This is a genomic window from Pseudaestuariivita atlantica (assembly GCF_001205715.1).
GTDB lineage: Bacteria > Pseudomonadota > Alphaproteobacteria > Rhodobacterales > Rhodobacteraceae > Pseudaestuariivita > Pseudaestuariivita atlantica.
Window position 1 is genome coordinate 259542 of record NZ_AQQZ01000003.1, and the last position, 14702, is coordinate 274243.

Sequence of the window (14702 nt, forward strand, 5' to 3'; positions counted from 1 at the left end):
CCCTTCGTGCTGGCGACTGCCGCGGCGGCCGAGTTGCCGCGCCCGCTGACAGAGGCCGATTTCCATCCCGTGGACCCGGCCAAGGCGCGGCTGGGTCAGCTTCTGTTCTACGATAAGATCCTGTCGGGCAACCGCAACATCTCTTGTGGAACCTGCCATCACCATTCACTCGGGGGCACCGACGGGCTATCCTTGGGCATCGGTGAGGGCGGCGCAGGCGTTGGCCCCAAACGCACCGCAGGTGAGGGCGACGACCGCATCCGCAAGCGCATCCCCCGCAACGCCCCCGCGCTCTGGAACCTTGGCGCGAAAGACATCCGCGTCCTGTTCCACGACGGGCGGCTCGAGGTGTCGGACATCTACCAGAACGGCTTCAATTCGCCGGCCGAGGAATGGCTGCCCCAGGGCCTCGACACCATCGTTGCCGCGCAGGCCGTCCTGCCGCTGGTGGCGCAGTTCGAAATGGCCGGGAACCCGCGTGAAAACGAGATCGCAGGCGCCGTGCATGACCGCATCGACGCGGCCTGGCCCATCCTTGCCAAACGGGTGCGGATCATCCCGGAATACGGGCGGATGTTCGTGGACGCGTTCGATGATATCGACGCGCCAGAGGAGGTGACGATCGTGCAGGTCGCCAACGCTCTGGCAGCCTTCATCCAGACCGAGTGGCGCAATTTCGACAGCCCCTTCGACGCGCATCTGGCGGGTATTACACCGCTCACCGGAGAGGCCCGCGCGGGCATGGACCTGTTCTATGGCGAGGCCGGGTGCAGCACCTGCCACAGCGGCCCCCTGATGACCGATCAGTCCTTCCACGCGCTTGGCCTTCCCGCCTTCGGCCCCGGTCGCACGCGGCGCTTCGATCCGATGCCCCGCGACGTGGGCCGGATGGGAGAGACCGACGCGCTCGAAGACGCCTACCGCTTCCGCACGCCGATGCTGCGAAACGTCGCGCTGACAGCCCCTTACGGACATAACGGCGCCTATCCCGACCTCGCTTCGATCATCCGCCACCACGCCGATCCGGCGGCGGCCAAGGCCGCGTGGACCCGCGACATGGCCCGCCTGCCCGCCGCCCCGTGGATTGCCGCGATCGACTTCGTGATCCAGACCGACAGCCGCGAGATGGCCCGGCAGAACGCCGTGCTCGACATCACGCCCGTGGGCCTGTCGGACGCCGACGTCGCGGCGCTCGAAGCCTTCCTGCACAGCCTGACCGGAAAGACCGCCCTGACCCGCCCGCTGGGTCGACCGGAAACGGTGCCGTCGGGCCTGCCCGTCGACTAGCGAGGCAGGCCATCAGGCCTGATGAGCATCCCCGCGCAGCATCGGGAACCAGTCCTCGCGCAGCCGCTGACCCGGCTCCATTCCGTGCCCCGGATAGGGCGGCGAGGTCCGTCCGGGCCGCTCCACGTACCGCGCATCGTCCCCCAGCAGCCGCAGCGAAAAGGCCCGCCGCCGCGTATCCGACGTGTTCCCGCGCGCGCCGTGCAGCACGCCATAGGCAAAGGCCACCGCGTCACCCGGCTCCATCTCCCATTCAAGCACTTCCATCCCCTCAGCATCGGGGTCGGGCACCGGGATATAGGCCCCGTCATCGGGATAAAACGCGTCCTCGTTCAGCCAACGCGTTGGCAAGACGGGCTTTTCCCAGCGGTGCGATCCCGCCACGCAGCGCAGCGTCGCCTCGCGCACCGGGTCGAGCGGGGACCAGAAACTCACCGTTTGCCGCCCGTCCACGAAGTAATAGGGCGCGTCCTGGTGCCAGGGCGTGGGCTTGGACGTGCCCGGCTCCTTCACCAGCACGTGGTCGTGGAACATCTGCACGCTGTCCGATCCCATCAGTGCGGCAGCGACCTCGGCCACGGCGCTGTTGCGGATCACGTCCGCGAATTCGGGGATACGCTCCCAGTTGCAGTAATCGTCGAAAAACCGCCCGCCCTCACCGGGTTTGAGATTCTCGGCGGCATAGGGCCCCGGTTCGGCCATGTTGCGGGCCACGCCCGCGCGCAACGCATCGACATGATCGGCCCAAAGCCCCCGGATCACCACCGCGCCGTCGCGCTGAAACGCGGCCACGTCGGCCCGTGACACCAGCCCGTTCGCCAAGTCCGTCATCGATTGCTCCCTCGTCGCGCCGCGCCGCACCCTAAGCGACGCCACCAAGCCCGCGCAATCCGCATTTGCTTGCCATTTCCGGTGGCGAGACGTCCGGCGGGGCGGTAGAACACGACCAGCGGTCCCTTAGCTCAACTGGATAGAGCAGCTGACTTCTAATCAGCAGGTTGAGGGTTCGAGTCCTTCAGGGATCGCCACCTATCCGGTCGCTTGCGCGATGCTCCGGTCGATCGCGCCCGCAAGGATGTCGGCGGCTTCGTCAAGCTGCGTGTGGTCAGCGATGAAGGGCGGGGCGAGCAGGACGTGGTCGCCATTCTTCCCGTCGATCGTGCCGCCCATGGGATAACAGATCAGACCGTCCGAAAACGCCGCCGCCTTGATCCGGGCGTGCAGTCTGGCCTCCGGGCTCCATGGCGCTTTCGTCTCCCGGTCCGCGACCAGCTCGACGCCGCAGAAGAGGCCAGACCCGCGGATGTCGCCCACGTGCGGATGCTGGCCCAGCCGGTCGCGCAGGGCCTGCCTGAAATGGGTGCCGGAGGGGGTCACGCGGGCCAGCACCTCGTCGTCGACGAGGCGTTCCAGAACCGCCAGCCCCGCGGCGCAGGCGACCGGGTGGCCAAGATAGGTGTGGCCGTGCTGGAAAAAGCCCGACCCGTTCAGAATCGCATCGTGGATGGCCTTGGTGCACAGGGTTGCCCCGATGGGCTGGTACCCGCCCCCGAGGCCCTTGGCGATGGCGCAGATGTCGGGGGAGACGCCGAATTGCTCGCAGGCGAACAGGGTGCCGGTGCGCCCCATGCCGCACATTACCTCGTCGAGGATCAGCAGGATGCCGTGGCGGTCGCACACCTCCCGCACACGCGCGAAATAGTCGCCCACCGGCCCAACCGCGCCCAGTGTCGCGCCCACGACCGGTTCGGCGACGAAAGCCATGACCGTTTCGGGGCCCAGCGACTGGAATTCGGCCTCCAGCTCGTCGATCAGGCGGTCGACATAGGCCTCGTCGGTCTCGCCCTCGGACAGTCCGCGATAGGCGTAGCAGGGCGAGACATGGCTGACATCGATCAGGATGGGGGCGAACTGCGCGCGGCGCCATGCATTGCCGCCGGTTGCCAGCGCGCCAAGCGTGTTGCCGTGATAGCTTTGCCGCCGCGCGACGATCTTGTGGCGCTGGGGCTCACCCGTTTCGAGGTAGTATTGCCGCGCCAGCTTGATCGCCGCTTCCATCGCCTCGGACCCGCCCGACACGAAATAGACGCGATCGAGGTCGCCGGGCGCGAGCGAGACCAGCTTGTCCGCCAGCCGCTCTGCCGGGTCCGACGTGAAAAAGCCGGTATGCGCGAAGGCCACTTCGTCCATCTGCGCCTTGACCGCCGCCGTCACCCGCGCGTCGCCGTGACCCAGGCAGGACACCGCCGCATCCCCGAAATTGAGGTAGGATTTTCCATCTTTATCAAACAGGTATACGCCTTCACCACGGATCACCTGCGGCGGCGGCGCCTTCGAGTTGCGGGGAAAGACATGGGAGGTCACGACGCGAATCCTCCACGGAGGGACGCCTGAAATATCAGGGTCCGGAAACCGGAGAAGCGGTCGCCGCTTGCGGCCAGATCACCCCCGGCTTTCCCGAACCCGTTTTCAGATAGCTTGCGCAAAACACTCCCCTCAAGGCGTCGTCCAGACAGGCTGCTCCGGCAAATTTGAAACACATATTTCACAGATTGACAACGCATGAAACGCTTGCAAACCTCACTCGCGGGAGGGCTGCCGATTCCTACTTCGACACTCGAAGACCGTGTTGCCGAGCGTTATGCCGGACTTTCCGAGCAACTTCGGAAAGCCGCCGACTACGTTCTGGCCAACCCGCTGGACATCGCCAGCCGCCCGCTGCGGTCGATCTCGAACGACAGCAAGGTGTCGCCCGCCACGTTCTCGCGGCTGTCACGGGCGCTTGGATACGACACGTTCGAGGACATGAAGGAGATCTCGCGCCGGTCGGTCGACCAACAGGTGATCTCTTTGTCGGCCAAGGCCGAATTGCTGCGCAACGGGTCCGCGTCGGGCCAGTCGATGCTGTCGCGGCAGGGAGAGGCCTGTATCGAGAACATCCAGACCTTCCTGACCCGCGCCGACGAGCGCAAGCTGGAAGAGACGGCGACGCTGTTGCGGGACGCAAACCGCGTGATCCTTCTTGGCGCGCTCGCCTCGACCGGGATCACCGAATATTTCGCCTATCTCGCGCAATTCTTCGCGCCGAACTGGTCACTGGCGGGGCGCATGGGCGCGTCGCTGGGATCACAGGCCGCGCAGTTGCGGCAGGGCGACGTGGTGTTCATCGTCACGATGCGGCCCTATGCCCAGCGCGCGGTCGCCGCCGCAAGGCTGGCCCGCGAGGCCGGGGCCGACGTGGTGCTTGTCACCGATGCGCTGGAATGTCCGGCACTTGCCCATGCCTCGCACAGTTTCGTGGTTCCCACGGACAGCCCGCAATTCTTCTCCTCATACGTTGTCACGCTCGTGCTGATCGAAACGCTGATCGCCATGATCGTCGCCGCGTCCGAGGCAGATGCAACCGCTGCGATCAAGAAGGTCGAAGCGAAAAACCAGGAACTCGGCGAATACTGGGCCGGGTGATCTTTCAAAAGGGAGACTTATCACATGTTGAAACAACTGAAACTTGGCGGGGCCGTGATGCTTGGCGCCATGATGGCGGCCTCGATGACCGTCGCGCAGGAATTCATTTCCATCGGCACCGGCGGCGTGACCGGCGTCTATTACCCCACGGGCGGCGCGATCTGCCGTCTCGTGAACAAGGGACGCAAGGAACACGGCATCCGCTGAGCCGTGGAATCGACCGGCGGCTCGGTCTACAACATCAACACGATCAAGGCCGGAGAGCTTGAATTCGGCGTGGCCCAGTCGGACTGGCAGTACCACGCCTATAACGGCACCTCGAAATTCGAAGGCGATGCTGCGTTCCCGAAACTGCGGGCGGTGATGTCCGTGCACCCCGAACCGTTCACGCTGATCGTGCGCGGTGACAGCGACATCGACAGCTTCGAGGACCTCAAGGGCAAGCGCGTGAACGTCGGCAACCCCGGTTCCGGCCAGCGCGCCACGATGGAAGTCGTGATGGACGCCTTTGGCATCACGATGGACGACCTTGCACTGGCGACCGAATACAAGGGTTCGGAAATGGCCAAGCAGCTGTGCGACGGCAATATCGACGCCATGATCTACACGATCGGCCACCCGGCCGCGGCGATCAAGGAAGCGACCACCACCTGTGATGCGCGACTGGTCAGCGTGACCGGCGCTCCGATCGACAAGCTGGTGGCCGACAACCCGTTCTACCGCGTCGCGACCATTCCGGGCGGCATGTACAAGGGCACCGACGGCGACACCACGACCTTCGGCGTGGGCGCGACCTTCGTGACCTCGGCGGATGTGCCCGAAAACGTTGTCTATATCGTCGCCAAGGCCGTCATGGAGAACATCGACGACTTCCGTGGCCTGCACCCGGCATTTGCCAACCTTGACCCCGCGCAGATGGTCAAGGACGGGCTGAGCGCGCCGCTGCATCCCGGCGCTGCCAAGGCCTACAAGGAACTGGGGCTGATCGACTGATCCGCGCCTGACAGACAGCGGGCCGTCCGGCAATCCGGGCGGCCCATTGACCACAACGGATTAGACCAAAAGCGATCTCGAAAAACAGAGACGGGGGGACGGAATGGCACAGGATACAGATGCACGCTCGGCCGACGATCTGGTCGCCGAAGCGGATACCGGCGCGCGGAACCCGTCCTCTGCCTGGCAGGCCAACCTGATCATCGGGACCTGCATCGTCTGGTCGCTGTTCCAGCTTTACATCGCGTCGAAGGTGCCCGGCCTGCTGGCACAGGCCACGGGCATGAACATCTTTGCCAACATCGTCGCGCAGGCACGGTTCGTGCACCTTGCCTTCGCCATCATGCTGGCAACGCTCGCCTTCCCCCTGTTCAAGTCTTCGCCACGGGATCGCATCCCGGCCTATGACTGGGTTCTGGTCGTGCTTGGCGTGGCGTCGTGTCTCTACCTCGTCGTCTTCCGGTTCGAGATCGCGGACCGCCCCGGATTGTGGAGCACCACCGACATCACCGTGTCCTTCATCGGGATGACGGTCCTGTTCACCGCGGTCTACCGATCCCTCGGCCTGCCGCTGGTGATCATCGCGGGCGCCTTCGTCGCGTTCGCGTTCTTCGGTGGCTATTCGGAATGGGCGCGCAACATCACCAATTACGGCGGCGCGTCCCTGTCGAAGGCGCTGGGACATTATTGGATGCAGACCGAGGGCGTCTTCGGCGTGGCGCTTGGCGTGTCCACGACGATGATCTTCCTCTTCGTGCTGTTCGGCGCGCTGCTTGACCGCGCGGGCGGCGGATCTTGGTTCATCAATGTCGCCGTGGCGCTGCTGGGCGCGTTGCGCGGCGGGCCGGCCAAGGCCGCGGTCCTGTCGTCGATGCTGACCGGCATGATTTCCGGCAGCTCCATTTCGAACACCGTGACCACCGGCACCTTCACGATCCCGCTGATGAAGCGCATCGGGTTCCCCGCCGAGAAGGCGGGCGCGGTCGAGGTCGCATCCTCGACCAACGGACAGTTGACCCCGCCGGTGATGGGGGCGGCGGCCTTCCTGATGGTCGAATACGTCAACATTCCCTACATCGACGTGGTCAAGCACGCCTTCCTGCCCGCCGTGATCTCTTACATCGCGCTGCTCTACATCGTGCATCTCGAGGCGCTGAAGATGCAGATGCAGGGCCTCAAGAAGGCGGGGCGGCATATCGGCCCGATCCTGATCCTGATCCTGTTCCTGTCGGGTTTCATTTTCCTCGGTGCCGCGACCTACGCGATGATCGCGCTGCGCGGCCTGCTTGACGGGGTGATGACCGAAAGCGTCTATGGCGGGCTTGCCGTCGTCGCGGTGCTGTACCTCGTCCTCGTCTATTACGCGTCGCGCTACCCGGACGTGGCCATGAACGATCCCGACAAGGAGCTGGAGGCGCCGCGGCTGACGCCGACGCTGCTGGGCGGAGCGTATTTCTCTTTGCCGATCTTCATCCTCGTGTGGAACCTGATGGTGCGCACCGACAGCCTTGACCGGCTGTCGCCGTCGCTGTCGGCCTTCTGGGCGACCATATTCATGATCGTGGTCGCGCTGACGCACCGCCCGCTCAAGGCGTTCTTCCGGGGGGAAGGACTTGGCGGTGAGACCCTGCAGGGGTGGCGCGATTTCATCGGCGGGCTGATCCTTGGCGCGCGCAACATGATCGGGATCGGCGTTGCCACCGGTGCCGCCGGGATCATCGTGGGCACGATCAGCCTGACGGGCGCGCACCAGGTCATCGGGCAAGTGGTGGAGGTGATCGCGGGCGGCAATATCTGGGTCCTGCTGATCCTCGTCGCGGTCATGTCGCTGATCCTTGGCATGGGCCTGCCGACCACGGCCAACTACATCGTCGTGTCGTCCCTGATGGCGCCGGTCATCCTGTCGGTGGGCGCGCAGGCGGGGTACATCTTCCCTCTGATCGCCGTGCACCTTTTCGTGTTCTATTTCGGCATTCTTGCCGACGACACGCCACCGGTGGGCCTCGCGGCCTATGCCGCCGCCGCGATTTCGCGCGGCGATCCGATCAAGACGGGTGTGCAGGGCTTTGCCTATGACATCCGGACCGCGCTGCTGCCGTTCCTGTTCATCTTCAACACCGACCTCTTGCTGATCGATGTCGGGCTGGGCAAGGCTGTGCTGGTGTTCTTCATATCCCTAATCGCGATGCTGTTATTCGCGGCGGCGACGCAGGGGTATTTCATCGCCAAGAGCAGGCTTTGGGAAACCGTTGCCCTGCTGTTCATCGCCTTCATGCTGTTCCGGCCAGGTTTCTTCCTCGACCAGGTCAGCGACAGGTACATGTCGGCCACGGGGCCTGCCGCGCTTGAACTGATGGCAGGGGCAGAGACCGGGCAGGAGGTGAGGGTCCTCATTTCGGGTCCCGATTTCGACACCGGCAAAGATCGCCCCACCACCATCGTCGTTCCTGCCGTGGCGGGCGATGCCGAGGCGGCGCTGGATGCGCAAGGGCTGGCGATCCTGCCCGATGGCGACGTGCTGGCGATGGACGAACCCTTCCCCGGCACGCCGTTCTTCGAAAGCCTCGGCAACGAGTACGATTTCTACGGGGACGTCCCCGTCCAGATCACCGAGGTCCAGATCGAGAATGAACGCGCCCCGAAAGAGCTGTTCTTCATCCCCGCGCTTCTTCTGTTGCTGGGCGTCGTCCTGATCCAGCGCCGCCGCGCGACCCAACCCGCATTCTGAGGACCGGGACATGTTTGATACTCTTCTGCTGGCCGTCGACATCAACGATCCCGAGGGCACTTTGCGCGGCGCGCAGGTCGCGGTGGACATGGCCAAACGGGACGGTTCGGTCCTGCACGTTCTGAACGTCGTGCCCGAGCAGGGCATGCCCATCGTCGGTGCCTCCCTTGCCCCGGACCACGACGAAACCGTCCGGAACGCCGCGCATAAGGGTCTTGAAGACTGGGCGGCGGCGCATGTTCCGCAGGACGTAAGCGCGAAGCTGCATGTCGCGCGGGGCACGGTGTACGACCAGATCCTGAAGGCGGCGGATCGCCTTGGCGTCGGGTGCATCATCGTCGGCGCCCACAGCCCCATGCTGAAGGATTACCTGATCGGCACGAACGCCGCGCGGGTCGTGCGCCACGCGTCGCAATCCGTGTTCGTCGTCCGCTAGGATCAAGCACCGCGCCCGGCGTCAGAGACCCCGTTCCGCAAGCCTTTCAGCCCCCGCGCGCCACGACGGCAAGTGCCGGTCGAGACAGTCGCGTATTCCGGTGAGGCCCGCTGCCTCCAGCGCGGTTTCGAACTGGCGCGCGACGCGGGGCAGGAAGGACAGGTAGCGCGGTTTGCTGTCGCGCTGCGCCAGCCGGACGAACACGCCCATGATCCGCGCATGCCTTTGCGCGCCCAGCAGGTGGTACCGTTGCCGGGTGCCCGTCCCTGCCCCGGACCGCGCGATGTATCGCTCCAGCATCTCCTCTTCGAGGCCCAGAGACAGGTCCCGCCGCGCGTCCTGCAACAGCGACACCAGGTCGTATTCCCGAGGGCCCAGCAGGGCATCCTGGAAATCGAGGAGACCGCACCGCGCAACGCCGGTCCGGTCGCGCAGGAGCATCAGGTTGTCGACGTGGAAATCCTTGAGAACCAGCGCGTCCCGGCGCGCGGCGACATCGCGCAGGGCCTCGCGCCAGAGGCCCCGCCACTCGACTTTAAATGCCGCCGCCTCCGCCATGCCAGCCGCCGGGGCGAACCAGTCGGCGAAAAGGTCAAGCTCGTCGAGATAGGTGTCGAGAGCGTAGGGCGGCTGTGCGGTCCCGGTCGCTCCGGGTGCGGCGTGCAGGTGAGCGAGGGCGTCGATGGCGAGTTCATAGAGGTCACGCTCATCGGTCCCGGCGGTCAGTTCGGCGGCATAGGTCGCATCCCCGAAATCCTCGATCAGTGCCAGGCCGTGGGCGGGATCGGTCGCGAGGATGCCCGGTGCGGAAAGCCCCAGCCCCGCCAGATGCGGTGACAGGCGCAGGTAGGCGGCATAGCCCACCGGATCGGTCGCGTCCTGCATCAGCAAGATCGCCTTGCCGGAGACGCGATAATACCGCCGGGGCGAGGCATCCGAGGTCAACTGCGCAAGGTCCGCCGGGCCGATCCCGTTTCGGCCAAGGAATTCCGTGAGGGCTGCGTCGCTCATGCCGGTCCGTCTTTCGGCGGCGCGGGCCGCGTAGATCTTGATGGTACCCGCGGCCGGACTCGAACCGGCACGGCACAAAGGCCTAGGGATTTTAAGTCCCCTATGTCTACCATTCCATCACGCGGGCCCGGCGCGACCATAGGCCGGGCCGGGTGGAGATGAAAGCCGGATCGGGGGATGCGCGCGGGCCTACAGACGGACGCCCGGTTCCTTCGGGCCGTCCTTCAGGAACCGACGCTCGCTAAGCCACGGATTGAGCTTCAGCGCCTCGCGCAGGACCTCCTGCGCCTCCTCGTCGCGTTCCAGCCCCATCAGCGTCAGCGCCTTGCCCGACAGCGCCCCGATATGGCGCGGGCTGAGCGACAGCGTCTTGTCGAGATCGACCAGCGCCTTGTCGAATTTAGCCTGCAGGAAATAGGCAAAGGCACGCTGGTTGTAGCCCTCGGCATAATCGGGGCAGTAGTTGATCAGCGCGTCGAAATTGGCCAGCGCGCCGACGAAGTTGGAATAGCTGCGTTGCGCCATGCCGCGATCAAGAAAGGTCTGCGACAACGCGTCCGGCGCGTCGAGCCAGATTTCCCACAGCTTGGCGTTCCACGCTGCCGCCGCGCCCTCGTTCGGGGCAAGCGTCAGCTGGCGCACGATGTTGGTGATTTCGCCCGACCGGTCCGCCGGTTCCGGGCAGGTGCCGGCATATGCGGGCATCGCGAGGAATAGGAAGGGAATGGCTAGCTGTTTCATACCTCAAAGGATGGCGCGAAATGGCTGCAAATCAAGCGTCGATCATTCGAAACCGCTTTCCTTCACGGCCTCCATCACCACGAAGGTCGAGGTTGCCGCGACATGCGGCAGTTGCGAAATCCGCTCGGCCAGCACCTTGCGGTAGCGTGCCATGTCGGACGTGCGCACCTTCAACAGGTAGTCGAAATTGCCCGCGATCATGTGCGCCTGTTCGACCTCGGGGATGGCGGCGACGGCGGTGTTGAAGGCCGAAAGCGCCGCCTCCCGCGTGTCGTCGAGCCGCACCTCGACAAACGCGATGTGGCTGAGACCCAGCCGCACAGGATCAAGCATCGCGCGATAGCCGCGAATGATCCCCTGCCCTTCCAGCCGCTTCAGCCGCGCCTGAGTCGGCGATTTCGACAGGTTGATGCGCCCGGCCAGCTCGGTCACGCTGATGCGTCCCTCGCTGGCAAGGATGTCGAGTATGCGGCGGTCGAACTCGTCAAGGTCGGAAATCATGTAAATCCATCCCAATGCAGTCTGATTGCCCCTCGTATATCTTGATCAAAGTGAAAATGCATACCGGTTTCGATGTATGATGGTGAAAGAGACTGGAGAAATTCCGTGCCCGATTCGCTGTCAGACCTGCGCCGCGCCATCGACGCCGCAACCTATGCCGACCCCGAAGAGACCCTGGCCGCCCTCACATCCTCCGCCGGGCTGAGCCGCGACGACCGGGCGCGCATCGCCGGTGCGGGCGCAAGCCTTGTGACGCGGATCCGCGAGGACGCCGATCCCGGCCTGATGGAAGTGTTCCTCGCCGAATACGGGTTGTCGACCGACGAAGGCGTCGCCCTGATGTGCCTGGCCGAGGCGCTTTTGCGTGTGCCAGACGCCGACACGATCGACGCGCTGATCGAGGACAAGATCGCGCCAAGCGACTGGGGCCGCCACCTTGGCCATTCCACGTCGTCGCTGGTCAATGCCTCGACCTGGGCGCTGATGCTGACGGGGCGGGTGCTGGACGACGATCAGCCGGGGCCCATCGGCCACCTGCGCGGCGCGATCAAGCGGCTTGGGGAGCCGGTGATCCGCACCGCCGTGAGCCGCGCGATGCGCGAGATGGGCCGCCAGTTCGTTCTGGGCGAGGATATCGCCGCCGCCATGCAGCGCGCGAAGGGGATGGAGGCCAAGGGCTTCACCTACAGCTATGACATGCTGGGAGAGGCCGCGCGGACCGAGGCCGACGCCAAACGCTATCATCTGTCCTATTCCCGCGCCATCGCGGCCATCGCCGCCGCCGCGACCCACGGCGACATCCGCCGCAACCCCGGCATCTCGGTCAAGCTGTCGGCGCTGTATCCGCGGTATGAACCGGCGCAGCATGGCGCGGTGATGACCCTCGTGGTGCCGCGCCTGCGCTCGCTTGCGCTGCTGGCGAAATCGGCGGGGATCGGGCTGAACGTCGACGCGGAAGAGGCGAACCGCCTGTCGCTGTCGCTCGACGTGATCGAGGCGGTGTTGCGCGATCCGTCGCTGGCGGGGTGGGACGGGTTCGGCGTCGTCGTGCAGGCCTATGGCCCCCGCGCAGGCGCGGTGATCGACTGGCTGCATGCGCTGGCGACCGAGCTTGACCGCAAGTTGATGGTGCGGCTCGTCAAGGGCGCCTACTGGGATACCGAGATCAAGGCGGCGCAGGTCGAGGGCCTGCCGCGCTTCCCGGTCTTCACGGCGAAACCCGCGACCGACGTGTCGTATATCTCGAACGCCCGGAAACTGCTGGGCCTGACGGACCGGCTCTATCCGCAATTCGCGACCCACAACGCCCACACCGTCGCAGCCATCCTCGATGCCGGGGCCGATCCGCAAACCTACGAATTCCAGCGCCTGCACGGCATGGGCGAGGCGCTGCACCGGCTGGTCATGGCCGATGCCGGGACGCGCTGCCGCATCTACGCGCCGGTCGGCGCGCATCGTGACCTACTGGCCTACCTCGTACGGCGCCTGTTGGAGAACGGGGCAAACTCGTCCTTCGTCAACCAGATCGTCGATGCCAGCGTCCCGCCCGAAGACGTGGCCCGCGATCCGTGGGACGCGCTGGACGATGCACAGCCGCGCATCACGCCGGGCACCGACCTGTACCTGCCGGAACGTCCCAATTCCCGTGGCTGGGACCTTGACCATCCGCCAACCCTCGACGCGCTGGACACCGCGCGCGACGCCTTCCGGCAGACCGAGTGGCATGCCCGCCCCTCGACGCGCGAGGATGCGCTGTCAGGGGAGCAAAGGCTCACCGTCGCCGACCCGACGGGCGGATCACCTGTCGGCACCGTGGTCGAGGCAACGGCGGCGGACGTCGACGCGGCCTTCGCCGCCGCGCGCCCGTGGGATGCGCCGGACCGGGCCGCGATCCTGAACCGCGCCGCCGATCTCTACGAGGCGCATCATGCCGAACTGTTCGCGCTTCTCGCGCGGGAAGCGGGCAAAACGCTGCCCGATTGCGTCGCCGAACTGCGCGAGGCGGTGGATTTCCTGCGCTATTACGCCGCCCGCGTGCCCGAGGCGCCTCCGCTGGGGCGGGTGGCCTGCATTTCGCCGTGGAACTTCCCTCTGGCGATCTTCACCGGCCAGATCGCGGCCGCACTTGCCGCCGGGAACGCGGTGCTTGCCAAACCGGCCCCGCAGACGCCGCTTGTGGCCCACCGCGCTGTCGAGTTGCTGCACGAGGCCGGCATCCCGCGAGACGCGCTGCACCTTCTGCCGGGCGGGACCGACCCCGGCGTCGCGCTGACAAGGGATGCCCGCCTCGACGGGGTCGCGTTCACCGGGTCGACCGGTACGGCGCAGGCGATCCGGCGCAGCCTTGCGGCGGCCAACCCCAACGCGATGATGATCGCCGAAACCGGCGGCCTGAACGCGATGATCGTGGACAGCACGGCGCTGCCGGAACAGGCGGTGCAGGCGATCATCGAAAGCGCCTTTCAATCCGCGGGCCAGCGCTGCTCGGCACTGCGGTGCCTCTACGTGCAGTCCGACATCGCGCCCGACCTGATCGCGATGCTGACAGGTGCGATGGACGCATTGCGGCTGGGGGACCCGTGGGACCGCGCCACCGATGTGGGCCCCGTGATCGACCCCGACGCGCAGGCCCGCATCGCCGCCCATATCGACCGCGCGCGGGCGGAAGGCCGGGTGCGCCACAGCGTTCCCACCCCGCAAGAGGGCACCTTCATCGCGCCCACCCTGATCGAGGTGTCGGGCATCGACGCGCTGGAAGAGGAGGTCTTCGGCCCGGTCCTGCATGTCGCCACGTTCGAAGCGGACGAGATCGACGCCGTGATCGACGCGATCAACGCCAGCGGCTATGGCCTGACCTTTGGCCTGCACACGCGGATCGACGACCGGGTGCAGCACGTGACCGACCGGGTGGCGGCGGGCAACATCTATGTCAACCGCAACCAGATCGGTGCGATCGTGGGCAGCCAGCCCTTCGGCGGCGAGGGCCTTTCCGGCACCGGGCCGAAGGCAGGCGGGCCGCATTACGTGCCGCGTTTCACACGCAGCGACCCTCCCGTGCCGGGCACCCCGTGGGACGGCAGGATGGAGACGGAGGCCCTGCGCGCCGCCTTGGCCGGCGCAACCGGCGGCACCGCCGCGCCACCGGCATCCCTGCCGGGCCCGACGGGCGAGTCGAACCGCCTCTCCACTCTCCCGCGCCAGCCGCTTCTGTGCCTCGGTCCCGGAGCGGAGGCCGCGCAGGCGCAGGCTGATGCCATACACCGCCTTGGCGGTGTCGCGGTGGCTGCCACGGGTGCCGTCGACCCCGCGGTTCTGGAATCCCTGGAACCCTTGGGTGGTGTTCTGTGGTGGGGCGATGCGCAGGACGGCCGCGAGATGGCGGCGGCGCTGGCAAGACGACCGGGCCCCATCGTGCCCCTGATCACCGGGGCACCGGACGCCGCGCATGCGCTGCTGGAACGGCATGTCTGCATCGACACGACCGCCGCGGGCGGGAATGCCGCGCTTTTGGCGCAAGCGTCTTGACCCACGCCGCGCGAT

Annotated in this window: 10 protein-coding genes, 2 tRNA genes and 1 pseudogene; 7 read left to right on the forward strand and 6 right to left on the reverse strand. The window is 66.2% G+C overall.

The window, feature by feature from the left end; genetic code table 11:
* Positions 1-6 precede the first annotated feature (6 nt).
* A complete protein-coding gene (locus tag ATO11_RS07850) occupies positions 7-1287 on the forward strand; it encodes a cytochrome-c peroxidase (protein WP_050530289.1) in 1281 nt (426 codons plus the stop codon).
* Between the two features lie 12 nt (positions 1288-1299).
* On the opposite strand, the gene ATO11_RS07855 is transcribed toward ATO11_RS07850, so the two are convergent.
* A complete protein-coding gene (locus tag ATO11_RS07855) occupies positions 1300-2118 on the reverse strand; it encodes a phytanoyl-CoA dioxygenase family protein (RefSeq protein ID WP_423212704.1) in 819 nt (272 codons plus the stop codon).
* 120 nt (positions 2119-2238) lie between these two features.
* Between ATO11_RS07855 and ATO11_RS07860 the strand changes: the two genes are divergently transcribed.
* A tRNA-Arg gene (locus ATO11_RS07860) sits at positions 2239-2315 on the forward strand.
* Between the two features lies 1 nt (position 2316).
* Here the strand turns inward: ATO11_RS07860 and ATO11_RS07865 are convergent.
* Positions 2317-3651, reverse strand: a complete 1335-nt coding sequence (locus tag ATO11_RS07865) for an aspartate aminotransferase family protein (protein ID WP_050530290.1) — start codon at positions 3649-3651, stop codon at positions 2317-2319.
* 198 nt (positions 3652-3849) lie between these two features.
* Here ATO11_RS07865 and ATO11_RS07870 point away from each other — a divergent pair, with 198 nt between their 5' ends.
* The 4 genes and pseudogenes from ATO11_RS07870 to ATO11_RS07885 all read left to right on the forward strand — a co-directional run bounded on the left by ATO11_RS07870 (position 3850) and on the right by ATO11_RS07885 (position 8909).
* Positions 3850-4752, forward strand: coding sequence for a MurR/RpiR family transcriptional regulator (locus ATO11_RS07870; RefSeq protein ID WP_050530291.1), 903 nt, complete (start codon positions 3850-3852; stop codon positions 4750-4752).
* 24 nt (positions 4753-4776) lie between these two features.
* Positions 4777-5745, forward strand: a pseudogene (locus ATO11_RS07875) (TAXI family TRAP transporter solute-binding subunit).
* A gap of 103 nt (positions 5746-5848) precedes the next feature.
* A complete protein-coding gene (locus tag ATO11_RS07880; protein ID WP_050530292.1) occupies positions 5849-8473 on the forward strand; it encodes a TRAP transporter permease in 2625 nt (874 codons plus the stop codon).
* A gap of 10 nt (positions 8474-8483) precedes the next feature.
* Positions 8484-8909: a universal stress protein gene (locus ATO11_RS07885; protein ID WP_050530293.1), complete on the forward strand. Its 426-nt coding sequence runs from the start codon at positions 8484-8486 to the stop codon at positions 8907-8909.
* Positions 8910-8930: 21 nt separating this feature from the next.
* Here ATO11_RS07885 and ATO11_RS07890 read toward each other — a convergent pair whose 3' ends face one another.
* The 4 genes from ATO11_RS07890 to ATO11_RS07905 all read right to left on the reverse strand — a co-directional run bounded on the left by ATO11_RS07890 (position 8931) and on the right by ATO11_RS07905 (position 11162).
* Complete coding sequence (locus tag ATO11_RS07890) at positions 8931-9920, reverse strand: aminoglycoside phosphotransferase family protein (RefSeq protein ID WP_050530600.1); 990 nt, start codon at positions 9918-9920, stop codon at positions 8931-8933.
* 41 nt (positions 9921-9961) lie between these two features.
* Positions 9962-10047 (reverse strand) — tRNA-Leu (locus ATO11_RS07895).
* A gap of 62 nt (positions 10048-10109) precedes the next feature.
* Entirely contained in the window at positions 10110-10625 is a 516-nt protein-coding gene (locus ATO11_RS07900; RefSeq protein WP_242601384.1) for a tetratricopeptide repeat protein, read from the reverse strand.
* 78 nt (positions 10626-10703) lie between these two features.
* Entirely contained in the window at positions 10704-11162 is a 459-nt protein-coding gene (locus tag ATO11_RS07905) for an Lrp/AsnC family transcriptional regulator (protein WP_050530295.1), read from the reverse strand.
* Positions 11163-11267: 105 nt separating this feature from the next.
* On the opposite strand from ATO11_RS07905, the gene putA reads away from it, so the two are divergent.
* Entirely contained in the window at positions 11268-14687 is a 3420-nt protein-coding gene (putA, locus tag ATO11_RS07910) for a bifunctional proline dehydrogenase/L-glutamate gamma-semialdehyde dehydrogenase PutA (RefSeq protein ID WP_242601385.1), read from the forward strand.
* Positions 14688-14702: the final 15 nt, after the last annotated feature.

Excerpts from the sequence above, each read along its gene's own strand:
- ATO11_RS07900 (WP_242601384.1), bottom strand. The coding sequence starts at position 10,625 with ATGCCCGCATATGCCGGCACCTGCCCGGAACCGGCGGACCGGTCGGGC.
- ATO11_RS07870 (WP_050530291.1), top strand. The coding sequence starts at position 3,850 with ATGAAACGCTTGCAAACCTCACTCGCGGGAGGGCTGCCGATTCCTACT.
- ATO11_RS07905 (WP_050530295.1), bottom strand. The coding sequence starts at position 11,162 with ATGATTTCCGACCTTGACGAGTTCGACCGCCGCATACTCGACATCCTT.
- ATO11_RS07855 (WP_423212704.1), bottom strand. The coding sequence starts at position 2,118 with ATGACGGACTTGGCGAACGGGCTGGTGTCACGGGCCGACGTGGCCGCG.
- ATO11_RS07890 (WP_050530600.1), bottom strand. The coding sequence starts at position 9,920 with ATGAGCGACGCAGCCCTCACGGAATTCCTTGGCCGAAACGGGATCGGC.
- ATO11_RS07885 (WP_050530293.1), top strand. The coding sequence starts at position 8,484 with ATGTTTGATACTCTTCTGCTGGCCGTCGACATCAACGATCCCGAGGGC.
- ATO11_RS07880 (WP_050530292.1), top strand. The coding sequence starts at position 5,849 with ATGGCACAGGATACAGATGCACGCTCGGCCGACGATCTGGTCGCCGAA.